The organism is Oleiharenicola lentus (assembly GCF_004118375.1).
GTDB classification, from domain to species: domain Bacteria; phylum Verrucomicrobiota; class Verrucomicrobiia; order Opitutales; family Opitutaceae; genus Lacunisphaera; species Lacunisphaera lenta.
Window position 1 is genome coordinate 1,135,742 of record NZ_SDHX01000001.1, and the last position, 25,403, is coordinate 1,161,144.

Sequence of the window (25,403 nt, forward strand, 5' to 3'; positions counted from 1 at the left end):
GTCATGCCCGGGTCATGGCAGACCGGAACGGTCGCCCTCCTCAGCCCCGGCGGCGGCGCAGAAAAACCACCGAGAGCAGGCCGGTGACCACGAGCGCGTAGGTGGAGGGCTCGGGCACGGGGCTGAAATTGAGATAGAGGGCGGGGTTGGCGCCGTTCAGCCCCTGGGTGAGCGAAAACACGCCGCCATTGAGGCTGTTGGTGAAGGCAGAGGCATCGAGGATGAACTTGTTCGTCACGAACCCGTTGATGCCGGAGACGGAATTGCCCTGGAAGATCATCCAGGTGTAGCCGGTGGAGGACGAGAAATCCGAAACGTCGCCGGGATCGCCCAGCGTATCGAGGGACGTCAGCTTGATCGTGAAGGGCGAACCGGAAGTGGCGGTGATGTCGAGCAGGCCGGCGGAGACGTTCACCAGATCGAAGCCGGTGCCGGCGATGCCGGTGGCGGCCTGCACCTCGAATTCCAGGTTGCCGCCGGGGGCGAGGGTGAGGCCGGCGGTGAAAGTCAGGGTGCCGGGGGACGCGCCGGGGGCGAGGGTGACGTTGGTGCCGGCGGTGATCGGGACGGAGAACGTGCCGCTGCCGCCGAGGGTGCCGCCGTTGGCGCCGAAGGTCACGGCGTTGGCCAGCGTGACGCCGAAATCGGTGCCGAGTTCACCGCCGTTGATCGTGATGGTGCCCGTGCCGAGCGCGGTGGCGGAACCGGCGATCAACTTGCCGTCGTTAATCGTGGTGCCGCCGCTGAAGGGAGTGTGGACGTTGTTGTCCGCGCCCACCAGGCCGCCGATGGTCAGCGTTCCACTGCCGTTCTTGACCAGCGAGCCGACACCCGTGCCCTGACCGATGGCGCCTTCGAAAGTGCCATCATCCGCCTGGTTGATGGTGAGCGTGGCGTTGCCGCTGGTGGCGAATTCAAGAACCGAGGAGCGCTCGTAGACGCCATCGGTATCATCGAAGTAGGTGCCGCCGAGGAGGAGGCTGCCGATCTGGGGCGCGGCGGAGGTGAACCGCACGGTGGAGCCGGTGTCCAGGCTCAAGCCACCCGAGCCGAGGGAGGTATGGGTGGTAGCGGTCACCAAGGTGCCGGCGGGCACATAGGTGCCGCCGCTGTAGGTGTTCGCACCGGACAGGGTCAGGTCGCTGTTGATGGTCAGGCTGCCCGTGCCGGAAATCACACCGGAAAAGGTGCTGTTGCTGCCCCAGTAGAGGCTCAGATCGACGGCACCCAGGGTGATGCTGTTGGACAGGGTGCTGTTGCTCGGCCCTTCCAGATACGGTGAGGAGGTGCCATCGACCGCGACGGTCGTAATCGGGCCGGTGCCGAGGGAACCGGCCGCCGCGACAATCAGCGAGCCGGTGTTGAGGAAAGTGCCGCCGGTGTAGGTGTTGTTGACGTGTTCGAGATAGACCGAGCCGGCCTCTCCTTGTGCTATGCCGACATGGAGCGCCTTGCTGCCGGTGAGCTGGGAGGAAACCTCGAGTTCGGCATAGCCATACCCGGTCAGGAAATAATCGCCCGTGTTGCCATTGGCGGTGGTGATCACGCCGCTGAAGGCGGTGTGTCCGCCGGCGGTGCCGAGATAGACGTCGGTCGTGAGGGCGGAGAAATCGACGGGGGCCGTGTAGAGGTAGGTGTTGAATCCACCGAACAGGTTGGCGGAGTTGTCGAAACCGATCACGCCGCCGTTGGTGACGGTGCCGATCTTGCTGACCAGGTTGGCGATCGAGAGCGTGGAGGTGTCGGTAACGCTGACGTAACCGCCGTTGGCGAGATGAATGGTGGTCGAAGCGGACAACGAGCCCGGCGAGTTGAGGACGATGGCGGCGTTATCCGCATAAGTGCCACCCGTGTAGGTGTTGGCCACGCTTTGTGCCAGAACCAGCATGCCGGGGACCGAGGCGTTGGCAAACGAGGTCGAGTGAACGCTCCGGCTGCCCGAAAGTGGATTGGCGCCTTCCACGAAGAGCGTGCCGCTGTTGCGGAACCGGTATTGGTTGGAGGTGCTGGAGGGGGTGATCAGGCCCGTCAGGAAGGCATAGCCACGCGTGCCGATGGACGCCGAGCCGCCGTTGGCGGAGAAGCTGCTCAGGTCGATGTTGCCGGTAAAGGTGGAATCATCGTTCTCAATTCCGATGGTGCCGCTGAAGGTGGCGGCGTCGAGTTTGCTCAGGAAGGCGGTCTGCAGCGTCGGGCTCTCGATGCCGGCATAGGCATCGGTGGCCGCGGTGATGAGGCCGGTGGCCGGGATGGCAGCGGCCGTGCCGAAGATGACCGTGGCGTCGGCGTTCACCGCGGTGCCGCCGGTGTGGGTATTGGTGCCGGTCAGGCGGAAATACCCTCCCAGTAGACCGCCAACTCCGGCCTCGTCGGTGAAGGCGTAGGTAGTGGCGCCGCTGCCATCAGCGAGGCTGCCGCCGATGACCACGGGCCCGGTGCTGTAGGCGACATTGACATTGACCGTGGTCGGCCCGGCCGCGACGGGAGTGAGCGTCGTGCTGCCGTTGCCGAGCTGGGGACTGCTGGCGGCTGCGTAGCTGCTCAGAGTGACGTTGGTCCCGAGCAGGATATTGTAGCCCAGGGTGTAGGCACTGCCTGACAGGGTGAGCGTGCCCGAGTTGATCGTGACGGGTCCGGTGCCGAGCGAGCTGCTGCCGTTGACGAGGACGGTGCCGCCGTTGACGGTGGTGCCGCCGGAGTAGGTGTTGACCGAGTTGAAAAGGGCCAAGGTGCCGCTGTCTACGGCGATGCCGCCGGTGCCCGACACGACGCCAGTCTGGAAAACATGGTTGCTGCCCGCGTAGGTGTGGTTCCCGGCGGAGAGGATGACCGGGAGCGAGATGTTACCTACATTGCCCACGGCGGCTACGTTGCCATGGAGGGTGAGCGGGCCTGTGCCACTGAGATAAAAACTGTAGTAGTTTCCGTTGAACGTGATGTCTCCAGCGCTGGTCGGTGAGTTGAGAATCGCGGTGAAGCCCACTTCATCCAGCAGGTTCGCCGGCAGACCCGGGAAAACCAGATTGTCCGTCGCAGTTCCGGCGGGTGCCACGTTGCCCTGCCAGTTGTTAGGATTGGTGAAGATCGAATCACCGCCCAATCCCGACCAAGTATAGGTTGTCTGTGCCGCCGCGATCGTGGCCATCAAGCAGGCAAGCGTGAGGCCCAAGGTGTGGCGAAGGCGCATAGGGCCAATTATCCTTATGTTGAAGGTGGCCACAAGGGGAAACACGGGGACAGCCAGCCGGTGTGTCAGGTCGTCGCTGGCTCGAACAGCGGCAGGATCTGCATGCCGGGCACGGTCACCAGGCCCTTGTCGGTGATGCGGATCTCGGGGATCACGGAGAGCGGGATGAGGTTGAAGCCCATGTAGGGGAGGGTGCAGCCGGCGGCGCTCCAGGCGGTCTTGAGGGCGGTGGACTCGGCGGCGACGACAGTGGCGCGTTTGTCGGAAAGCAGGCCGGCGACGGGGAGGGCGACCTTCGCGACGACCTTGCCGCCGCGGATGACGCAGACGCCGCCGCGCATGGCCTTGATGGTTTTAAGCGCGAGCTGCAGGTCGGCCTCGTTGGTGCCGGCGAGGATGATGTTGTGCGCATCGTGGCCGACCGAGCTGCCGACCGCGCCTTCCTTCAGGCCGAAGTCCTTGAGCAGGCCGTGGGCGACCTTGCCGGATTTGCCGTGGCGCTCGATGACGGTGACGAAACACAGGCCGTGCTTCGCGAACAGGTCGGACCAAGTCTCGCCGGGCTGCGGGTTGAGGGCGACCTTCTCGTGGAAGAGGATGATGCCGGGCAGCGCGGTGCGGATGCAGTTGGCCGTGACCGGGCCGGTGGGCAGCGCGGGCGTGAGCGTGAGCTTCGGCGCGAGCTTCACGGTTTCGTAGGCGGCCTTCGGGTAACGGTAGCGCTTCGAGAGGGCCTTATCGAGGAGCGGCGTGACCTTGCGGTTCTCGACGACGAGTTCGCCGCCATACCAGGTGTTCTGCGGCACGAGGTCGTCGTTGAGCAGCACGAGGTCGGCGCGACGGGCGGGGCCGAAGCCGCCAATGTCTCCGTCCTTGGCGTAACGCGTGGCCGGGTGCAGCGAGCCCATGCTCCAGGCGGTGACGGGCTTCATGCCGTGCTTCACGGCCTCGCGCACGACCCAGTCCATGCCGAACAGGAAAAGATCGTCGGCGTCGCGATCGTCAGTGCAGACACACACGCGCTTAGGGTGGGCGCCGAGTTCGGTGACGGTCTTGATGGCCTGGGGCAGCGAGTGCCAGGGCGTGGTCGGCGGACCGCCGCGGAGGAACACCCATACGCCGTTCTCGAGAAAGTCATCGGCGATGTCGCGGTCGATGGCTTCGTGGGTGTCGTTGATGCCGCTGGCGGCACCGGCCGCGACAAATTCGCGACCGTAGATGTGGCCGCAGACGGGCTTGCCGCGCTTGATCGCCTCGGCGAGGACGCCGTGGCTGCGTTTGTCGCCCATGGCGACCTGCACGAAATCCATCTTCTCGCCCAGCGCGACGGCCTCGGGCCACTTGTCGAAGAGTTTGCCGATCTTCGCGGGCGTCAGGTCGCCGCCGGCGGTCTCGAAGAACGCCGACGTGGCCGGCACGGTGCTGGGGACCGTCAGGAAGATGTTGAGCGGGGCCTGCCGGGCGTCGCGCAGCATCCACTCGATGCCCGCGGCGTCGCAGACGTTGCCGATCTCATGACTGTCGCAGAAGATGGTGGTCGTGCCGTTGAGCAACGCACCTTCGGCGTAGGCGCAGGCGGTCATCATCGAGCTCTCGATGTGGATGTGCGGGTCCACGAGACCGGGGGCGAGCAGGCCGCCGCGCACGTCGTAGAGTTTGGTTTTGTCCTTCGGGCCGGCCTTGAACGTGCCGGCAGGTTTCACCACGGCGATGCGGCCGGATTTGATCCAGACCTCGCGGTTCTCGTGAATGCGCTCGGTGTAGGTGGAAAGAATGCGGGCACCGGTGATGACGAGGTCGGGCGCCTTGCGCCCCATGGCAACGGCAGCCAGCGAGCGGGTGACGGTGTGCAGCGGCGGGACGGAGAAGCGGGTGAGGGGCATAGTGGCAGGATAGACAGGAGCAGCGCCGATGCCAGCCCGGGAATTTCTTGAGTAGGACCGGTCTTCGACCGGTCGCGGCCAGTCACAGACTGTCCCTACCTCAGCGCCTCGTGCAGAATCTCCACCGGGTGCAGCGCGATCCGGCCGGTACCGTCGAGGATCTGATGACGGCAGCTGGTGCCGGGCGCAGCGATGACGACCTCTGGGGCGGCGGAGCGTACGGCGGGGAAGAGCACGAGTTCGCCGACCTGCTGGGAAACGGCGAAGTGCTCCGCCTCGTAGCCGAAGGACCCGGCCATGCCGCAGCAACCGCTGGGGATGACCGATACCTTGTGACCGGCCGGCAGTTGCAGCATTTTCACGGTCGGAGCGACGGAGGACAGGGCCTTTTGGTGGCAGTGGCCATGAAGCTTGATCGTGCGTTCCGTGGCGCGGAACTGTTCCGGCCGGATGCGGCCGGCCTCGGCTTCGCGGGCGATGAACTCGTCTATCATCAGGGCGTGCTTCGCGAGCGTGCGCGCGGCGTCTTTCAGGGAAGCGGGCACGAGGTCGGGGTATTCGTCGCGGAAGCCGAGGATGGCCGACGGCTCGATGCCGATGAGCGGGGCCTCGGCGGTGACGACGTCCTTGAGCAGCTCGACGTTGCGGATGGCGAGACGCTGGGCGTCGCGCACGAGGCCCTTCGACAGATGGGCCCGGCCACTCTCAACCTGCGCGGGAAGGACGACCTCGTAGCCAAGCCGTTCGAGGAGCTGCACCGCCTTGATCCCGACAGTGGCGTCGGTGGTGTCGGTGAATTCGTCGCAGAAGAGGTGGACGCGGCGGGGGCGATCCTTTGTAGGGTCGTCGCTTGCGACGACCTGGTTCGAGGGCGAGGTCGGCCCAAGGGCCGACCCTACAAGAGAACCGAGCCCGCGCTCCGCGCGGGCTCCACCTTGCGCCATCCACTTCCGCAGCGTGGTCGCCGGCAGGGTGGGCAGGCTGCGCTGCCGGGCGAAGCCGGTGAAATCCTTGATCCAACGCGAAACATCGGGCGCGGTGACGATCCAGTTGTAGAGCGCCGGAACCAGCGTGGCCCAGCGCATGGAGGCGCTGTAGCCGGCGACAATCCGCGAACGCAGCGGCACGCCGTGGGCATCGTGGTAGTGTTGCTGCCACTCGGCCTTGAGGCGGGTGACGTCCACATTCGAGGGGCACTCGGATTTGCAGGCTTTGCAGGAAAGGCACAGGGCCATGACCTCCTTCACCTGCTGGCTGTCCCACGCGTTCATGCCCTCGCGCGCATTGGTCAGGACCTGGCGCAACAGGTTGGCGCGGGCGCGCGTCGTGTCCTGCTCGTTGCGCGTGGCCATGTAGCTCGGGCACATGGTGCCGCCCATGAGGTGGGACTTGCGGCACTCGCCGACACCGTTGCACTTCTCGGCAGCGCGGAGCACGCCCTGGGAGGCGCTGAAGTCGAATACAGTCTTATAGTCCGGCGTCGGGTGGTCCGGGCCGTGCCGCAGGGCCGTGTCCATCGGCGGCGTATCGATGATCTTGCCCGGATTGAAAATGTTGGCCGGATCGAAGACCGACTTGATGCGGCGCATGAGCGCGTAGCATTCCGGGCCGACCATGAAGGGGATGAACTCGCCGCGCAGGCGGCCGTCGCCGTGCTCACCGGAGAGGGAGCCGCGATATTTTTTCACGAGCGCGGCCACGTCGGTGGCGATGCCGCGGAACATCCGCAGTCCCTCCGCCGTCTTGAGGTCGAAGAGCGGGCGGGTGTGCAGCTCGCCGGCGCCGGCGTGGGCGTAATAGACGCTGCTGATGCCGTATTTCTCGCGCAGCAATGCGTCGAACTCGGCGATGTAGGCGGGCAGATCCTCGACGGCGACAGCGGTGTCTTCGACGACCTCGCGCGGCTTGGCGTCGCCCGGCACGTTCATCATCAGGCCCTGGCCCGCGCGGCGCAGGTCCCACACGCGGTTGCAGTCCTCGCCCCAGAGCACGGGAAAGGCGTAGCCGAGCCCGGCGGCGCGCAGCTCCGCTTCGAGCGTGCGCATCGTGGCCTCGATGGTGGCGCGGTCGGCATGGCGCACCTCAATGACGAGCACGGCTCCCGGGTCGCCCTGCACGAAGAAGCGGTTGCGCGCCTGCTCGAGGTTGGCCTTGGTGCATTCGAGGATGTGGCGGTCGATCAGTTCGCAGCCAAAGGGCCGGTGCCGCATCGCGATGAGCGTGGCCTTGAGCGAATCGTGCACGCTGGCGAAATGGGCGCACATGAGCGCGCCGGGCGGCGGCAGCAGCTCAACGTTCAGCTCGAACTCCACGCCAACGAAGAGCGTGCCCTCGGAGCCGGCCAGGAGCTGGCAGAGGTTGAAGGGCCGGTCGGACGCCGGGTCGAACACGTGGCACGTCATCAGCCGGTCGAGCGCGTAGCCGGTATTGCGGCGCGTGACGGCGGGCTTCGGATAGTGGTCGCGGATGAGCTGGCGGTTGCCGGCGTCGCCGAGCACGGCCCGGACCTCGCGGTAGATTCTGGTTTCGAGCGTGTCGGGTCCGGCGCACTTGGCCGCGAATTCCGCCGCTGTCAGAGGACCGAAGGTGGCCTCCGATCCATCACTCAGGTAGCCGCGCGCGGAGATGAGGTGTTCCCGCGTGGTGCCGTGGACGATGGAGTTGGCGCCGCAGGAATTGTTGCCGACCATGCCCCCGATCATCGCGCGGTTGGCCGTGGAGGTCTCGGGGGTGAAGAACAGGCCGTGCGGCTGAAGGAACAGGTTGAGTTCATTGCGCACGACGCCCGGTTGCACCCGCACGCGGCGAGTGCTGCGATCGAAGGAGACGATCTGGTTGAGATGCCGGCCGAGGTCCACGACGATGCCGCTGCCGACGACCTGGCCCGCCAGCGAAGTGCCGGCCGTGCGGGGGATGAGGCCGATCCGGTGTTGCGCCGCGAAGCGCACCAGTTCGCGCACGTCCGCCTCGGTGCGGGGCAGGGCGACGGCCAGCGGCAGTTCCTGGTATTCGGAAGCGTCGGTCGCGTAGAGTGCGCGCATCGTCCGTCCCATGTGCAGCGCGCCGGTGAGGCGGGCGGCGAGGGCGGAGAGGTCGGGAGGCGTTGCGATCATCTGGACTGATAGAACACGAAGCAGCGAAGCAGCAAAGGCCAAAGCCGCGCCCGCTTCGGCCCAAAAAATCTTGGTTAATCGCGCCGGACCTTTATGACACACGCAACAAAACTTACCCCATGTCTTCCCTCCAAACTCCCGACAACTTCAACTGGCCGCTGGCCTACGAGGCCGAGGCGCTGCTCTCGCGGCATATCAACGCCTTCCTCGAGAAAAACTCCTTCGCGGCCGCGCTGGCGCAACGCATGCACGCCGAGACCGGCACGGAATTTTTCGAATGGGTGGATCACTTCGTCGTCTCGCCGGAGCACGAGAAGGAATTTCGCGCCGCCGGCTTCGTGCCGGAGACCACCGAGGTCCCGGCCGGGCAGATGGCGCTGGCGCATCCGCACGCCATGCTGCCGCGCGTGCTGGTGGCCGCCGGGGCCGCGCCGTCGGCCTTTCCCCGCATCCTGGCGATCCGCCCGGAATTTCTGGCGGACTTCATGGGGCGGCATGGGCTGACGGGCGAAATCTGCGGTGCACCGGGTGCGCGGTTGCGGCAAGTGCGCGTCGGCGAGGAAAACGGCGCCACCTTGCTGGCCGTCGAGCGACTCGGCTATCGCGGCTTTGTCGTCCAAGAGCCGCCGGCCGGATTCGCGACCACGCTGCTGCGGGCGCGCGAGTTGTGGCGGACGCGCAAGCGCAACTTCGCCAACGACGACGAGGGCGTGCAGCAGGCCTTTGCCGTGCTGGAGAAATGCATCGGCCTCGTCGGTCGCGACGTGGCCTGCGAGCTGTTCTTCGCCGAGGAGCGCGAGTTCTGGATGTTCCGCAACCGGGCCGGCCGCGTGCAGAAGCGCCGGCAGGACATGCTCGGTCTTGGCTGGGCCAACCACGATCACCACACCTACCGCTGCTCGCGGCGGCATTTCCCGGACCTGGTGAAGTTCATGGAGCGACTCGGGCTGGAGAAGCGCGAGCGCTTCTACGCCGGCGCCGAGGCGGGGTGGGGTGCGCAGGTGATGGAGACGGCCGCGGTCGGCATCGTGGTCTTTGCCGACGTGGACCTGCTCCCCGACGAGGTGAACGAGGACTATGCCGCGAAGCGCCTGCCCGAGGTGGCCAAGGTCGGCACGGTCGGCCTGTGGTGCGGTTTGCACGGGGACAGCTTCCTGCAAGCGGGCATGCATCACCTCGAGGCGCGGTTCAACCACCCGCTGCTGCGCGAACAGCTCGCGGCCGAAGGCATCGCCACGATGCGGCCGTTTTCGGATTTCCCGTTCCTCAAGCAGGCCTTCACCGAGGGCGAGCGCTGGACGGTGGACCCGGGCCGCGTCGAACGGCTGCGCGCGCGCGGCTCGATCACCGATGCGCAGGCGGCGGCCTTCGTGAAGGACGGCGCCATCGGCAGCCACCTGGAGAACCTTGAGCGCAAGGGCGGTTTCAAGGGGTTCAACCAGAAGGCCGTCAGCGCCATCATCGCGGCCGTCGATCCGCGCAACGTGCGCGAGGTTTCCCACACCCATTAACCTAGGAAGGCTCAGCTCCAGCTGAGCCGCGCGGCCCAGCTGGAGCTGGGCCCTCCACCCAATCATTTACTTCATGAAAATCGGCATCATCGGGGCGGGCAAGGTCGGCGGCACGATCGCGACTTTGCTCGAATCCTGCAAATTCTGCAAAAACGTCGCACTCGCGGATGTGCGCCCGGGCGTGGATCTCCAAGGCCTGAAAAAGTCCAAATTCGCCCGCGTTGACGTCAACAAGCCGGCAGAGCTCGCCGCCTTCGTGGGCGGACGCGATGCGGTCGTCAGCGCGGCGCCCTACTTCCTCAACAAGACCATCGCCGCGGCCTGTGCGGAGGCGGGCGTGAGTTATTTCGATCTCACGGAGGACGTCGAGACGACGACCTTCGTGCGCGGGTTGGCGGCAAAGCACAAAGGCACGTTCATGCCGCAGTGCGGCCTCGCTCCTGGCGCGATCAACATCGTGGGCGGCTCGCTGGCGTCATCGCTGGAGAACGTCCGCACCTGCGAGATGCGCGTGGGCGCGCTGCCGCTCAACGCCAGCAACCAGATGAAGTATTACCTCAGCTGGAGCACGGCCGGTCTGATCAACGAATACTGCCAGCCCGGCGACGCGCTCTACGGCGGGCGGCGCGTGACGACCATGCCGCTCGACGGCGTGGAGCGGCTCACGGTGGACGGCGTCGAATACGAGGCCTTCAACACCTCGGGCGGCGTGGCCACCATGGGCGAGACCTTCGCCGGGCGCGTGCAGGAGCTGAACTACAAGACCCTGCGCTATCCCGGCCACCGCGACCTGATGAAATTCCTCCTGCACGATCTCAACCTCGCGCCGCGGCAGGAACTGGTGACGCAGATCTTCGACCAGGAGGTGCCGCTCACGGAATCGGATGTCGTCGTGTTTTATGTCAGCGTCGTCGGCACCGACCGCGAGGGCCGGCTGAAACAGCGCAGCTTCATCAAGAAAATGCACGGCGCCGTCATCGCCGGCCGCAAGCTCAACGCCATCCAACTCACCACCGCCGCCGGCATCACCGGCGTGCTGGAGCTGTTCGCGAAGAAAAAGCTCGGCCCCGGTTTCGTGAAACAGGAGAGCGTCTCGCTGGAGGACTTCCTCGGCACCCAGTGGGGCGGGAAAGTTTACGGCGGATAATTTTCGATTTTGGATTCTTGATTTTCGATTCACCAACCCAGCCCATATCTGTCATTCTGAGCAGAGCGAAGTCCCGAGCGAAGCGACATCCTCATCCAGCAGGACAAACGCACCGCACATGCCTTGGATCCTTCACTGCGCTCAGGTTGACACGCTTCTAAAATGCCCTATTCCTCCACCTCCGTCGCCACGGTCGCCAAGGCGATCTTTCCCAAGCTCGGTCTCTCCATGAAGACCGCCAATCCCGGCGTGTTCGCGGGCGAATGGGGCGGGTCCGGGCCGGTGATCGACAAGTTCTCGCCGATTGACGGCTCGCTGATCGGCCGCGTGCGCACCGCCTCGCCGGCGGACTACGAACGTACGGTCAAGGCGGCGGCGGAGGCCTTCATCGACTGGCGCGACCTGCCGGCGCCGAAGCGCGGTGAGGTCATCCGTCGCTACGGTGAGGCGCTGCGCGGGCTCAAGCGCGAGCTCGGTCGGCTCGTGTCGCTGGAGGCGGGCAAGATCCCGGCCGAAGGCGAGGGCGAGGTGCAGGAGATGATAGACATCTGCGACTTCGCCACCGGACTTTCGCGGCAATTGCACGGCCTGACGATCGCCTCGGAGCGTCCGGGCCACCGCATGCTGGAGCAATGGCAGCCGTTGGGGGTCGTTGGCATCATCTCGGCCTTCAATTTTCCCGTGGCCGTCTGGGCGTGGAACAGCGCGCTGGCCGCCGTGTGCGGCGACACCACGCTCTGGAAGCCGTCCGAAAAAACGCCGCTCACGGCCATCGCCTGCATCCGGCTCGCCGAGATGGTCTGCCATGAGTGCGACGTGAATCCGGCGATTTTCTCCCTCGCCGTCGGCGCGGCGGAGATCGGTGAGCTGCTCGCGGCGGACACGCGGGTGCCGCTGGTCTCGGCCACGGGCTCGACGCGCATGGGCCGGCGCGTGGCCGAGGTGGTGGCGCACCGCTTCGGGCGCTCGCTGCTGGAACTGGGCGGCAACAACGCGATCATCGTGACGCCGTCCGCCGACCAGAAATTGGCCTTGCGGGCCGTGCTCTTCGGCGCGGCGGGCACCGCCGGCCAGCGTTGCACGACGACGCGCCGGATCATCGTCCACAAGTCGGTGTACAAGGCCTTTGTCGCCTCGCTCGTCACCGCTTACCGCCAGCTGCCGGTCGGCAACCCGCTCAAACCCGGCACGCTGGTCGGCCCGTTGATCGACGAGACGGCGGTGGCCGCGATGCAGGCTGCGCTCGACGAGGTGAAGGCCCGCGGCGGACGCGTGCTCCACGGTGGTGAGCACCTCGGCGGCACCTACGTGACGCCCGCCATTGTCGAGGCCGAGAATTCCTGGCCGGTGGTGCAGTACGAGACCTTCGCGCCGATCCTTTACGTGATGACCTACAAGACAATCGACGAGGCGATCACCCTACAGAATGCCGTGCCGCAGGGCCTGAGCTCCGCGATTTTCACGACCGACCTGCGCGAGTCGGAGCATTTCCTGTCCGCCCGGGGCAGCGACTGTGGCATCGCCAACGTGAACATCGGCACGAGCGGTGCTGAGATCGGCGGCGCCTTCGGCGGCGAAAAGGAAACCGGAGGCGGCCGCGAGAGCGGCAGCGACGCCTGGAAAGCCTACATGCGCCGGCAGACGGTCACGATCAACTACTCCGACGACCTGCCGCTCGCGCAGGGGATCAGGTTTGGCGATTGAGTGGCTGAGCGCGCAGCCTGCGGTCCAGCTGGAGCTGGACCCTCCACAAAAGTAAGGCGCCGGTCGAGGGACCGGCGCCTGGGCAGAAACGAGACCGCGGACAGGGTTCCTCAGCCTCGGCGGATGCGAGCGGCTTGGGGCATCGGGAGCGGACCGGTGCGGGAGGGCATCGGGGCGTATTCGGGGGTGCCGAGGCCGGTGACGAGCTTGCGGATGTCCACGGGCTGGTGGGTGGTGAAGCACTGGTTCGCCGCGGCGCCGATCAAAATGGAGATGGCACCGGCGCGCTCGTCGGCGGCGCGCAGGTATTTGTCGGCGGGCGGGGCGGGCAGGAAGAGGTCGTCGAGCATCAGCTTGTCGCCGCCCCCGTGGGAACCGGTGCCGGTCCAGGGCTCGACCTTGCGGCCGGCGCCGCGCAGCGGGATGACGCGGGTGCGCGTGCCGCCCTCGGCAATGGCGCCCTGGGCGTCGTCGGAGTCGGCGGCGTTCACATAGACCTGCTCGACGATGCTGTGCTCGAGGCGGCCGAGCGTGCCGTTGAAGGCGATCTGGTAGCCCTCCCACGCGTTGAAGGCGTTGAGGCTGTAGTTGAGGGTGACGTTGTTGTCGTAGCCGACGATGACGTTCATCGTGTCCTCGATGTCGATGCGCGGGTTGAACACGCACTGGTCGCGGAAGTAGCCGTCATGGTGTTCCTGGTCGAGGTAGAGGGACTTGAGGCCGGGGTTGTCGGCGAGGCTCATGAAGAAGCCGCACTTGTCCTTTTCCGGGCAGGTGTGGCAGCGGTCGTGGTGCGACGACAGGCCGAAGCGCTTCGCCATGGCCGGGGTGTAGAACTCGCGCTTGCCGGTGGCGTCCACGCGCACGGGCACGGCGCCGAGCCACCAGTTGACGAGGTCGAAGTGGTGGGTGGCCTTGTGGATCATGAGGCCGCCGGAGTTTTCCTTCCGGCCGTGCCAGCGGCGGAAGTAGTCGGCGCCGTGGCTGGTGTTGAGCAGCCACTGGAAATCAACGGACAACACCTCGCCGATCTCGCCGGACATGAGGATGTCCTTCACCTGCGTGCGGGGCGGGGAGTAGCGGTAGTTGAAGAGGACGCGCACGAGCTTCCCGGTCTTCGCGCGGGCATCGAGGATGCGCTGGCACTTGTCGGGCGTGGTGGTCATCGGCTTCTCCGTGACCGTGTCACAGCCGAGCTCCATGGCGCGCACAAGGTATTCGTCATGCGTGGAGTCCATGGTGGTGACGATGACGACATCGGGCTTCGCCTCGCGGACCATCTTGTCGAAATCGGTGTGCAGGTAGCCGGCGGGCACGGGGGCGCCGTTTTCCGCGGAGCGCTTTTGCGCGAGGGCGAGGCGGCCGGCGTTTTTGTCGCAGAGGGCGACGAGCTCGGCGTGTTCCTTGTAGGTTTTCTCGATCGCGTCGTGATACATCCGGTAGCGCGAGCCGAGGCCGACGATGGCGTAGCGCTTGCGCCGGCCGGTGACGGCGGCGGCAAGCAGGCCCGGGGCGGCGCCAAGCACGAGGCCGGCGGCCGAGAGGGTTTTCATGAAGTGACGCCGGTCAACGCCGGCCGGGGTGGGGCCTTGAGGGGGAAGCATGACGCATGCTGTAGCCACGCGCGGAGCACGCGCAAGTTTTCACCGCCGGTTTGCGTTCGAAGCGTCAGACCGGGCGAAGTTCAGGGATGAACCAGCGTCAGAATTCAGCCGTGCTTGTCGGCGGGCGGAATCACGAGCACGGCGCACTTGGTGCGCTTGATGACGCCGCTGGCCGTGCTGCCGACCAGGAAATCGTAGAGGCGGCCGTGACCGTGCGAACCCATGATGATGGCGTCGGCCTCGATCTTGGCGGCTTCCTCCAGGATGGCGAAGTCGGGCGCCCCGACGACGGTGGAGGCGGAGCATTCGATGCCGGCGCCCCGGAAGGTCTCGAGCCGGCCGTCGAGCTTCTGGAGGGCGTTGCGCTTGTTGGTGTTCACGGCCTCCTCGACAATCTCGACCGGCAGCGCGAACTCGCCGCTGCCGACGACGGGGGGTTGGATGACGTGGAGCAGGTGAACCCGCCCCCGAAAGGCCTTGGCCTGCGCCAGGGCCGCCTCGATCACCTTTTCGGTGACCGCAGAGAAATCAACGGGCACGAGCAGGGTTTTCATAGTCCAATCTAGCACGGTTCTCCTTCCGCCGGACAGCGGTTCCTTGGCAAGAACTGCGCACATCTTGGCAGATGCCGGCCACTTCGCGTTTGCCAGCCTCATCGCCCCGGGGAAACATGCGCGGACACACTCCCGACCATGCATACTTGGAAATTCTTCCGCACCGGCGGGCTTGACCAGGTGACGCTCGAAAGCGGCGCCGACCTGCTCAATCTCGAAAACCTCGATCAGAAACTGTGGGTCGCGCTCAGCTGCCCGGTCAAGGGCCTGGAACTGGACGAGGCCACCCTCAAGCTGATCGACAGCGACGGCGACGGACGCATTCGCGTGCCCGAGTTGATTGCCGCGATCAAGTGGGCGTCCCTCCGGCTGAAAGACACTGGCGTGCTCCTGCGCGGCACCGACGGCCTTGCCCTGGCCGACATTAACGAGGCGACGCCGGAGGGGAAAATCGCCCTCGCTTCCGCGCGACAAGTGCTGGTCAACCTCGGCAAGAAGGATTCCGCGGTCATCACGGTGGCCGACACAAACAACACCGCTGCCATCTTCGCCGCGAGTCCGCTCAACGGGGACGGCGTCATCCCGCCCGAGGCCAGCGAGGACGCAGCCGTGCAGGCCCTCATCAAGGACATCATCGCCTGCACCGGCGGCACCGCCGATCGCACCGGTTCCGTGGGCGTCACGGCCGCGCAGGTGGATGCCTTCTTTGCCGACCTCGCGGCCTACGCGGCCTGGATTGAGAACAGCGCGCTCAAGGACATCGCCGTCCTCGGTGAAGCCACCGACGCCGCGGTCACCGCGCTGAAGGCCGTGCGGGCCAAGGTCGAGGATTACTTCGGCCGCTGCCGGCTGGCCGCCTTCGACAAGCGCGCCGCCGCGGCGCTCAACCGCAGCGAGAGCGAATACCTCGCGATTGCCGCGAAGGACCTGAAGATCACCGCCGACGAGGTCTCAGGCTTTCCGCTGGCCGCCGTCGAGGGTGGTCGGGCGCTGCCGCTGCTGGACGGCGTGAATCCTGCCTGGGCCGCGGCCCTGGCCACCCTGCACAAGACCGTTGTCACCCCTCTGCTCGGGGCCGCGAAAACGTCCCTCACCGAGGCCGACTGGGCCGCGCTCAACGCGAAGCTGGCACCCTACGAGACATGGCTCGGCAGCAAGGCCGGCAGCACCGTCGAGAAGCTTGGCCTGGCCCGCATCAAGGAAATCCTGGCGGGCAAGGGCCTGGACGCACTCGCGGCGCTTGTGGCCAAGGACAAGGCGCTGGAGCCCGAGTTCAAGGCCATCAGCGACGTGGACCGCCTGGCGCATTATCACCGCGACCTGCGCGCTCTGCTGCACAATTTCGTCAACTTCGCGGACTTTTACTCGCAAGACCGTTGGGCGATGTTCCAGGCCGGCACGCTCTACCTGGACAGCCGCAGCACCGAGCTTTGCATCCGGGTCGATGCCGCCAATCCCCTCGCGGCGATGAGCAAGGCCTACATCGCCTACTGCGCCTGCACGCGGCCCGGCGGCAAGACGATGAACATCGCCGCCTGCTTCACGCAGGGCGACAGCGACTATCTCTTCGTCGGCCGGCACGGTGTGTTCTATGACCGCGCCGGCAACGACTGGGATGCCGTCATCACCAGCATTGTGGACAATCCGATCAGCATCCGGCAGGCCTTCTGGTCGCCCTACAAGAAGTTCATCCGCATGATCGAGGAGCAGGTGGCCAAGCGCGCCGCCGCGGCCGAGGCCGCTTCGAACGCCAAGCTCGCCGGCGCGGCCGATGCCGCCGCCAACGCCGACAAGGCCAAGCCCGCCGAGCCGCCCAAGAAGGTGGACGTGGGGGCCGTCGCCGCCATCGGTGTGGCGATCACCGGCGCCATCAGCGCCCTCACGCTGATCCTCGGCTACGTATTCCAGCTCAAGGCCTGGCAGTATCCGCTGGTGCTCGTCGGTCTCATGCTGGTGATTTCCACCCCCTCGATGGTGATCGCCTGGCTCAAACTGCGGCAACGCACGCTCGGACCCATCCTCGAGGGCAACGGCTGGGCTGTGAACGGCCGGGTGATGATCAACATTCCCTTCGGCACCAAGCTGACCGATCTTGCCGTGTTGCCCGCCGGGTCGAAACGCTCCTTGGAGGATCCCTACGAGGACAAGGAAGCCGCGCGTCGCCGCCGTCTCATTTGGCTGTTCCTGGTCGTGCTGGTGGCCGCCGCCGGCTACATCCGCTGGGATCACAACCAGAGGGGGCACTATTTCTGGCAGGAGCCGCCTCCGGCGGAAGCGCCCGCGGCCCCGGCTCCCGCGACAGCGCCAGTGGCAGAGCCGGCCAAATAATATCCGCCATCATACTCCTGCTGCAAGACGCCGTGGTTAACCCCCACGGCGTCTTTGTTTATGGGTGCAATACCCCAAAATAATGACCAATTCTGGATGCTAATCGCGCCTATTAATTTTTAACGATGAGCTATATAGTTACTTAACTATATAAAGGATAGCATGAAGGGATAATAATTAAGCTCCGTGTATTCTGGATAATAGCCCTATTATAAATAGGGTAAAATACCTATCTTGATTTGGGTAAGGACTGCCGATTGTGGGGTCATCCACTGATTAATTGCTATGACTTCCACCCCTGACAACAGCCCGGCCAAGCCAGTATTCCCTGCCTGGGTTCTGGTGGTAGATGATGAAGAGCCGATTCGGCAGGTGATGGCGGGTTTCATCCGCGAGACAGGGGTTGAAGTGGTGGAGGCATTTGATGCGGCCTCCGCCCTGGTGATTCTCGGCCAGCGTCCGACCGAGCCGCTCATTGTTTTCGTGGATGTGGTCATGCCGGGCATGGATGGGCTCACACTGGCGCGCAAGTTGCGCCCGACCCTGAAAACTGCCCGAATCGTGCTCATGAGCGGTCAGACCAGCCGCAAATCTTGGTGGCCGGCGGACCTGCTCGAGCTGACGTTTCTGACCAAGCCGTTCCGGCACTCGGAAATCATGGAGCTGCTTCGCGTGGCTCGCGGTTAACAGATCACGGACTGAAAGGCGTCATCCTTCCGAGCGCATGAACCGGTTCGGTTCCGTGACTTATGGCATGATTAGCGGTCAATTTCCTCTGGCGGTGACGATTTACAACTTCCACTCACGCGCAAAACCCTTCGAATCATTAATTTCAGATGTCTCACCTCAGCTCACGGCAGAACTCCTCCCCGGCCACCCCGTGGGTTCTCTTGGTTGATGACGAGGTCTCGATCCGGACCTTGATGACCCGGTTTCTGGCTGAGACCGGTCTGGAGATTGAGGAAGCCGGCAATGCCGACCAGGCGCTTGCTGTGCTGGCCAAACGGACCACCGAGCCGCTGGTGGCGTTCGTGGATGTGATGATGCCCGGAGTCGACGGCCTGACGCTGGCCCGCAAGTTTCGGGCCCGGTTCAAGCGGGGCAGCATCGTGGTCATGAGCGGACACCTCAGTGACGTCTCGTATTGGCCCGAAGACCTGCGGGACGTGGATTTCATGGCGAAACCGTTCCGGCTGGAGCTGGTCCTCGAAAAGGTGACGGCGGCTCGCGCCGCGCAGGGTTCCTGAGCGGTCATGGACATCAATCTTACCCTCACGGCAAAAAAATGGCAGCTGGCCTCGCAGCTGCAGCGCACTTCCTCGTATGGCGGCGTGCAGGTGGTGAAAAACATTCCGGAGCGGACCTACCTGACCATCACGTCGAAGCAGTGGGTCGTGCTGGAACAGTTTGGCGAGGCACGCACCGTCCCGCAGGTGCTGGAATCGGCGATCACGGAGCGTTTCAGTCCTGCACTGGGAGAGTTCTACGAGATCATCCTCAAGGCCGTGCGCGCGCGCATCCTGGTGGAGCCCGGTCAGACCACCGTGCCGGTGATGGCCGCCAGCTGGCCGTTGAGCCTGCGCATGGCCTATTGGTCACCGATCCTTTGGGTGATGCTTCTGTTGGGGCTGGGCGTCTCGGTATATTTCCGACCCCTTCTGCCTTTGGGTTGGCAGGATGCGGCCATCGGCACCGGGCTGGCCCTGCTGGCAGGTTTGGTGGGTGCCTCCCTCGGAGCGTCGCTCCTGCGTGGGGCCAAGGGCGAGGTTTACCTGAAGCGCTGGTTTATCTGCACGGATGACGCCTGCATGCTCCCGCCGGAGGATCAGCGCACGGTGGCCGTCGGACCGTTGTCTTTCGTGGCGCTGACGGCCGGGCTGCTGTGCTGGTTGCGGCCGGAATGGGCCATCCCACCGCTGGCCTTTCTTTTCATCCTGGGCCGGCCGTTCCTGCGCGCCCGCATGAACGCCATCATCCGCGTGGGCGCCCACCGCCGGCTGAACGACGCGAGCCATCATTTCATCTTTCCGCCCAACCGCTCGGTGCGCAACCGCGTGAAGCTGCTGGCGCTGGGCCTGCGCAGCGCGACGACCTGGCTGGAGGTCGCCTACGGCGTGGTCTGGACGCTACTCCTGGCCTATTTCTTTGGCGAGCTGTCGGAGATGCCCCCGTGGAAGCTCGCCTTCTGGCAGACGCTCGGTCCGCGTCTCGGCCTGGCGGCGGCCGGTTCCCTCGGCCTGCTCGCGCTGATCTACCTCGGTCTCGAGATCTACGTGTTCTCGCGCGACCATGCGCGCCGCTGGAAGGAATGGCTGGTCCTCACTTTCCGCCGCTGGTGCCGCCGCGGCAAGCTCCCCACCGACGAAGCCGCCCGGCTCCGCGCCTTGCTCGCCTCGCCGGCGCTCCGGCTCCTGCCGCCGCAGGTCCAGCAACCGCTGGCCAAGGCCTTTCGCTCGGAGGAACTGGGACCGTGGAAGCCGCTGCCGCTGGACGGCCGGTTCGGGGTGATTCTCTCCGGCGAGGTCGGTGTTTATCGCCTGGCCCAGAGCGGCCGGCGGGTGCTGGTGCAGGTGCTGGGCGAGGGCGACCTCGTCGGCCTGCACGATCTGGCGGATCCCGCGCGGCCCGACAGCACCTGCCGCACGCTCACGCCGGTTCACCTGCTTCTGACCGAGCGCGCGCCCTACGAGGTCGAGTTGCTCGCCCGGATGCCGCTCCCCGCGCTGACCCACCAGGTGCGCATCGCTCCTTTCCTCTCCCGCATCTCGCTCTGCGCCTCGTGGCACCGGCAGGCGGTGCAGCGTTTCGCCGAGCTTTCCCTGATCAAGAACTACGCCGACAAGGAGGTCATCCTCGAGCAGGGTTTCTTCAGCGAAAGCTTTTTCATCATCCTTGAGGGCGAAGCCCAGATCATCGCGGGCCAGCGCCGGCTGGCGGTCATCGGCCGCGGCAGCTACTTCGGCGAGATCGGCCTGCTGCAAAACAGCAACTCCGTCGCGCGCGTCGTGGCGCAGACGGGCACCCGCTGCCTCTGCGTGCCGCGCAAGGAGTTCATGCGCTTCGTCACGCACAACCACTCGGTGGCACTCGAACTCGAGCGGGTCAGCTCGAAGCGCCTCGGTCATCCGATCTTTCCGCTCTCGCCGGGCAACTTCCGTCAACACTGACCCGCCGCTGGGCGTCGCGCGGTCACTTCAGCACCTCGAAGAGGCTGGCGTGGTCGTCGGTCCAGTCCACCAGCCGTGCCGTTTCGTCGGGCGGCTCCTCGGCCGCCTGGCTGATGGCCTCGGCCTTCAGCAGTTTTTCGTCGGCGCTCAGCAGCATCCAGGTCGTGTTGTAGAGCCACCAGTTTTCCTTTTCCACGGTGTCGCTGATGGTGACGAAGTGCAGCCCGTGGTGCCGCGCCAGGCTCTCAACCACGGGGCGAAGGTCGAGGTGGCGGTTTGAGATGTGGATCGCCAGCAGCCCGCCCGGCTTCAGGTGCTGCCGGTAGATCGCCATGGCCTCGCGGGTCAGCAGATGCACGGGGATGGCGTCGCCGCTGAAGGCGTCGAGGATGAGCAGGTCGAATTCCTGCGGCCCGCGGTCCCGCAGTTCGGCCTCCATGGAGAGCCGCGCGTCTCCCAGCGCAATTTCCACCCGGGCCGGAGTACGCCGGAGGTAGCTGAAGTAGTCGCGGGCCACGCCGACGATGGCGGGGTCGATCTCGTAGAAGCGGAAAACATCGTCGGGCCGCCCGTAGGTGACGAGGGAGCCGGCGCCCAGCCCGACCAGTCCGATACGCCGGGCGCCGCTGACCGAGTCCAGCGCCCGCGCCACGCCGCTGGTGGCGCCGTAGTAGGTCGTGGGCCAGTCGAGGTAGTCGGCGTGCGTGAGCTGCATGCCGTGAGTGATGCCGCCATGCGAGAGGAGGTGGCTGCGCGAGCGCTCATGCTCCTCGCCGTAGAGCAGCACCTTGTAGGCGCCGTAGAAATTGCGCGCCGCGGCCAGCACCAGCGTCCCTTCCTTGCGGGCCTGCACGACAAAGAGCACGCCCAGCAGCACCGCCGCGAGCAGGGGGATGCCCGCGTGGCGAAGTTTCCAGACACCGGTGCCGATCCGCCAGCGGTGTCGCAGGGTCAGCGCCAGGAAGCCCGCGCCGGCCGTGATCACCGGCCCATTTTCACCGAAGAACCCGACGGTTTCCTGCGCCCATGAAGTGAACCACGTCGCCCCTCCCCGGCTCGTCTCGGCCTGAAGCGCGGGCACGAGGAGGACTATCGCCAGCGCGCCGACGGCCGAGCCCGTGGCCAGCGCACGGCTGCGTTTCAGCACGCAGGTGACGCCCATGAAGTAGAGCGCCAGCACCAGGCCGACCTGCAGTTCGCGGTAGTCGGCGAACAGCAGCGGCCCGCCGAGCGCGACAAACAAACTGCCCGCCGCCCCGCCCAGGGCGATGACGAGGTAGTAGCCCGTGAGCCTGGAAGGGGCCGGACGCAGCCGGTAAAGTTCCCCGTGGCAGACCATGCCGGCCGCGAAGAGGGTGGCGGTGAAAACGCCGACCTGCACCGGCAGGGTAATCGTTGAGTCGGCCAGGCAACGGGCTGTGCCGCCGCAGCCCAGCACAAGCAGCGCGCTCCAGAGGCGGCGTGAATACCAGCGGGGGTGATCAAAACAGAGAATGAAGGTCAGCAGGTAAACCGCCAGCGGCAGAACCCAGAGGAACGGCACCGCGGCGATATCCAGGCAGATCTTGTTGGTGACGGCCAGCAGCAGTAGCGAGGCCACGGCGGGCAAGGCAAACCACATCAGCCGGTCGGTGGCGTTCGGGGCTAAGTCATCCGCCTGCGATAAGGGGCTTGCCGGATCGGCATCGGCCAGGCCGGAGACCGGCCCTGCACGGTCTCGGCCCGCCGGCCAGGCCCGCACGCGCCAGGCCAGCGCGCCGCAAAGCCCCGCGAACACCACGAATCCCGCCGACCAGCCCCAGCCGAGCGCCGTGCGCGTGGCGTGCGGCTCGAAGACGAAGGGAAAACTCACGAGTGCGAGCAAAGAACCCGCGTTGGAGAGGGCGTAAAGCCGGTAGGGCGACGCCGTCGGGTTGCCCAGACTGATCCAGCGTTGCACGAGCGGCCCGGTCGCCGAGAGAGCGAGGTAGGGCAGCCCAACGGTGGCTGCGAGCAGCAGCAGGATGCGCAACACCGGTACATCGCTGCCGGTTGGCTTCCAGCCGGCGCCCGGGATCACCGGCAGAAAAAGGAGCGCCCCGGCAAGCAGTCCGAGATGCACGACAGCCTGCTTCCGGGGCGGCAGTTTCGTGGTGATCCCGTGGGCGTAGGCGTAACCGGCGAGCAGCAGCGTCTGGAAAAACAACATGCATGTCGTCCATACTCCCGGCCCGCCCCCGAACCACGGCAGCAGAAACTTGCCCATCAGGGGCTGGAGCTGAAACAGCAGGAAGGCGCCGAGGAAAATGGTGAGCGCGGGAAGCAGCATGAAGGCAGAGACCTGAAACTTGAAACCTAAGACCCGAAGATGGAACCGGACAGGGGCGGATTTGTTTTCGGAATTCTCCCTCAGGTCTTAGCCCTCAGGTCTCGGGGTCTCGCCCCCGCTCACCGAATAAGATAGAACGGATTCGGGAGCTTATAGGTGCGCTCGGCCAGGCCTCCGACGAGGTCGCTTTGCTGGTCGCCGATGTTCAGCACGATCGTGTAGCCTTCGTTGATCAGCTTGCGACGGATCGTGGTCTTGAACTGGCGGGCGGACATCCCCGGGACCGGCTTGTAGTGGATGCCGGTCCACACGGTGTAGCCGGTTTCGCGCAGGTTGCGCTCGGTGCCGGTGGCATCCTCGGGGCCGCGGCCGGTGATGAAGAAAACCGCCACGCCGTTGCGCACGGCGTGGTCGTAGATGAGCTGCACCGGCACGATGGGCTTGGCCTGGCCGGCGGCCACCCACTTGTCCCACACCTCCGGCACATAGCCGAAGTCGTGGGCCATGATGTGGCTGAGATTGGTGAGCGCGGTCTCGTCGATATCGAAGACGACGGCGCGCTTCTCGCCCTCCTTGGGCGGCTTGGCCAGCCGCCGCACGAGGTATTTGTTCGCGCTCACCGCGACCTTGGTCAGGTCGCGGCCGTATTCGCCCGAGTTGATGTAGCGCACAACCGCCTCCTTGGCCGGGCTGAGGTTGGCCGGCTCGGCGGCGGTTTGTTTCACCGGCAGCGCGAGGACGGCCGACAGGAGGAGCAGGGCGGGGAGGCGCTTCAACTTCAACATGCGGCGAAGAAAGCAGGCCGCGGGCAAAACACAACCCGCGGCTGTGTTCCCTGACGGGCCAGCCGTTCGTCCAAACCCGGCTTGCACCGCGCCCGCGCGGTTGGTGACCTCACGCATGCGAAACCTCCTCCGCCTGCTCCCCGTCCTGTCGCTGCTGCTCGTCCCCTTTGCCGGCCTGGCCGCCGTTCCGGCCACGCCCGCGGCGGTGGAGCAGATCTGCGCCGACTACTGGGAGGACTACCTCCGGGCGAATCCCCTCAGCGCGACCTTCAACGGCGACAACCGCTACAACGACCGCTTCGGTCCCGTTACTTCCGCCGAGGAAATCGCCGCCACTCGCGGGCTCGCGGAAAAATACCTCGCGCGTCTCGCCGAACTCGATCCCGCCGGTCTGCCGTCCGAGGATCGCATCAGCTACGACCTGCTCCGCTACCAGCAGCAGCAGTCGCTCGAGGCGCTGCAGTTTCCGTCGCACCTGCTGCCCGTCAACCAGATGAGCAGCCTGCATCTGTTGCTCGCCCAGCTCGGCTCGGGCCGGCTCGCGCAGCCGTTCAACACCGTGGAGGACTACGACCGCTGGCTCGCCCGCGCCGCCTCGTTTGCGCCCTATGTGGACGGCATCATCGCCGACATGCGCACGGGCATCGCGCAGGGCATCGTGCTGCCGAAGGCGCTTGCCAAGCCCGTGCTGCCGCAGCTCGAAAATCTCGGCACGGCAGACCTCGGGAAGAGCGTGTTCATGTCCCCCGTGCGGAAGTTTCCGCAAGCCTTCAGCGAGGCCGACCGGACCCGCCTGACCGCCGCCTTCACCGCGCTGGTGACGGACACACTGGCGCCGGCCTACCAGCGGTTGCACGTTTTCCTGCGCGACACCTACCTGCCGGCCTGTCGCGACACCGTCGCGCTCGGCGATCTGCCCGGCGGCAAGGAGTGGTATGCCTTCCTGGCGAAGAGTGCGACGACCACCGACCTCGACCCTGAGTCGATCCACGCCATCGGTCTCGCCGAGGTGGCGCGCATCCGCGGGCAGTTCGAGGAGGCGAAGGTGCGCGTCGGCTTCAAGGGCACGCTCAAGGAATTCTTCACCCACCTGCTCACCGAACCGACCCTGAAATTCAGCACCCGCGAGGAAATCCAGGCCGCCTACGAGGGGCTGCGCGCCAAGGTCGAGGCGAAGGTGCCGGCCCTCTTCGGACGCACGCCGAAGACGCCTTATGAGATCCGCCCCGTCGAGTCCTTTCGCGAGGTCAGCGGTCCGCCGGCGCAGTATTACCAGGGCCTGCCCGACGGTTCGCGTCCAGGTATCTTCTACTACAACGCCTACAAGCCCGAGACGCGCACGCGCTTCACGACCACCGCCTACTTCGTGCACGAGGCTGTGCCCGGCCATCATTTTGAAAACAGCCTCGCGCTGGAACACCCTTCGTTGCCGGCCTTCCGCCGTTTCGGCGGCAGCACCGCCTACAGCGAGGGCTGGGGCCTTTACAGCGAGAGGCTCGGGATTGAGATGGGGCTCTACGAGGACCCGTGGCAATGGGTCGGCCGGCACTCCGCCGAGATCTGGCGCGCCGTGCGCCTCGTGGTGGACACCGGCATCCACGCCAAGGGCTGGACTCGCGAGCAGGCCATCGCCTATTTCATCGACAACGTGCCGCAGAGCGAGGTCGTCGCCGTGCAGGAGATCGAGCGCTACATCGCGATTCCCGGCCAGGCGCTGAGCTACAAGATCGGCGAGATCAAGATCCGCGAATTGCGGGCCCGGGCGGAGAAGACCCTCGGCGCGAAGTTCGACATCCGCGCCTTCCACGACGAAGTGCTCGCCCACGGCTCCGTGCCCCTCAGTGTGCTCGAAGCTGCCGTGGACCGGTGGATCACGGCTCAAGAATAAGTGCAGATGTCGGTTGCCGCTTGATCGGTTGATTCGGTGGCGAAGCCAATAGAAGTAACGATCCGGTGCTGAGGCCCTTTCGTAACTCGATACCTTGTGTCGATAAATCTTACAAAATGACCATCGAGCTGACTCATAGATTATTTGTGTAAATATATTATAGCACTGAATATCAATATAATGAAAATGCATAAGTGTTTTTGGCCTAACATTTGCAAGACGGT

Annotated in this window: 15 protein-coding genes; 8 read left to right on the plus strand and 7 right to left on the minus strand. The window is 65.7% G+C overall.

From position 1 onward, the window contains the following. Positions 1-40 precede the first annotated feature (40 nt). The 3 genes from ESB00_RS04745 to ESB00_RS04755 form a co-directional block, all read right to left on the minus strand. Positions 41-3,187, minus strand: coding sequence for a beta strand repeat-containing protein (locus tag ESB00_RS04745; RefSeq protein ID WP_129046574.1), 3,147 nt, complete (start codon positions 3,185-3,187; stop codon positions 41-43). Positions 3,188-3,252: 65 nt separating this feature from the next. After that, positions 3,253-5,070, minus strand: coding sequence for an adenine deaminase (locus ESB00_RS04750; protein ID WP_129046575.1), 1,818 nt, complete (start codon positions 5,068-5,070; stop codon positions 3,253-3,255). A gap of 95 nt (positions 5,071-5,165) precedes the next feature. Beyond that, positions 5,166-8,183: an FAD-binding and (Fe-S)-binding domain-containing protein gene (locus ESB00_RS04755; RefSeq protein WP_129046576.1), complete on the minus strand. Its 3,018-nt coding sequence runs from the start codon at positions 8,181-8,183 to the stop codon at positions 5,166-5,168. Between the two features lie 119 nt (positions 8,184-8,302). Between ESB00_RS04755 and ESB00_RS04760 the strand changes: the two genes are divergently transcribed. The 3 genes from ESB00_RS04760 to amaB all read left to right on the plus strand — a co-directional run bounded on the left by ESB00_RS04760 (position 8,303) and on the right by amaB (position 12,545). Then, positions 8,303-9,694: a hypothetical protein gene (locus ESB00_RS04760; RefSeq protein WP_129046577.1), complete on the plus strand. Its 1,392-nt coding sequence runs from the start codon at positions 8,303-8,305 to the stop codon at positions 9,692-9,694. A gap of 73 nt (positions 9,695-9,767) precedes the next feature. Further along, positions 9,768-10,841, plus strand: coding sequence for a saccharopine dehydrogenase family protein (locus ESB00_RS04765; RefSeq protein ID WP_129046578.1), 1,074 nt, complete (start codon positions 9,768-9,770; stop codon positions 10,839-10,841). A gap of 162 nt (positions 10,842-11,003) precedes the next feature. Next, positions 11,004-12,545, plus strand: a complete 1,542-nt coding sequence (gene amaB, locus ESB00_RS04770) for an L-piperidine-6-carboxylate dehydrogenase (RefSeq protein ID WP_218938680.1) — start codon at positions 11,004-11,006, stop codon at positions 12,543-12,545. 110 nt (positions 12,546-12,655) lie between these two features. Here amaB and ESB00_RS04775 read toward each other — a convergent pair whose 3' ends face one another. Together ESB00_RS04775 and ESB00_RS04780 are read right to left on the minus strand one after the other, a co-directional pair. Beyond that, a complete protein-coding gene (locus tag ESB00_RS04775) occupies positions 12,656-14,098 on the minus strand; it encodes a Gfo/Idh/MocA family protein (protein WP_164976045.1) in 1,443 nt (480 codons plus the stop codon). Between the two features lie 155 nt (positions 14,099-14,253). Beyond that, positions 14,254-14,703 carry a universal stress protein gene (locus ESB00_RS04780; protein ID WP_164976046.1) on the minus strand — a complete coding sequence of 150 codons (450 nt, stop codon included), beginning with the start codon at positions 14,701-14,703 and terminating at the stop codon, positions 14,254-14,256. 138 nt (positions 14,704-14,841) lie between these two features. On the opposite strand from ESB00_RS04780, the gene ESB00_RS04785 reads away from it, so the two are divergent. From ESB00_RS04785 to ESB00_RS04800, 4 genes are all read left to right on the plus strand, one after another. Continuing rightward, entirely contained in the window at positions 14,842-17,031 is a 2,190-nt protein-coding gene (locus ESB00_RS04785) for a hypothetical protein (protein ID WP_129046581.1), read from the plus strand. A gap of 285 nt (positions 17,032-17,316) precedes the next feature. After that, entirely contained in the window at positions 17,317-17,718 is a 402-nt protein-coding gene (locus ESB00_RS04790; RefSeq protein ID WP_129046582.1) for a response regulator, read from the plus strand. Positions 17,719-17,867: 149 nt separating this feature from the next. Then, entirely contained in the window at positions 17,868-18,278 is a 411-nt protein-coding gene (locus ESB00_RS04795; RefSeq protein ID WP_129046583.1) for a response regulator, read from the plus strand. Between the two features lie 6 nt (positions 18,279-18,284). Further along, positions 18,285-20,198, plus strand: coding sequence for a cyclic nucleotide-binding domain-containing protein (locus tag ESB00_RS04800; protein ID WP_129046584.1), 1,914 nt, complete (start codon positions 18,285-18,287; stop codon positions 20,196-20,198). 22 nt (positions 20,199-20,220) lie between these two features. Here ESB00_RS04800 and ESB00_RS04805 read toward each other — a convergent pair whose 3' ends face one another. Together ESB00_RS04805 and ESB00_RS04810 are read right to left on the minus strand one after the other, a co-directional pair. Next, positions 20,221-22,506 (minus strand): spermidine synthase, encoded by a 2,286-nt coding sequence (locus tag ESB00_RS04805; protein WP_129046585.1) that lies wholly within the window; start codon positions 22,504-22,506, stop codon positions 20,221-20,223. Between the two features lie 119 nt (positions 22,507-22,625). Beyond that, positions 22,626-23,291, minus strand: coding sequence for an HAD family acid phosphatase (locus tag ESB00_RS04810; RefSeq protein ID WP_164976048.1), 666 nt, complete (start codon positions 23,289-23,291; stop codon positions 22,626-22,628). Positions 23,292-23,406: 115 nt separating this feature from the next. Here ESB00_RS04810 and ESB00_RS04815 point away from each other — a divergent pair, with 115 nt between their 5' ends. Continuing rightward, positions 23,407-25,179 (plus strand): DUF885 domain-containing protein, encoded by a 1,773-nt coding sequence (locus ESB00_RS04815; RefSeq protein WP_129046587.1) that lies wholly within the window; start codon positions 23,407-23,409, stop codon positions 25,177-25,179. Positions 25,180-25,403: the final 224 nt, after the last annotated feature.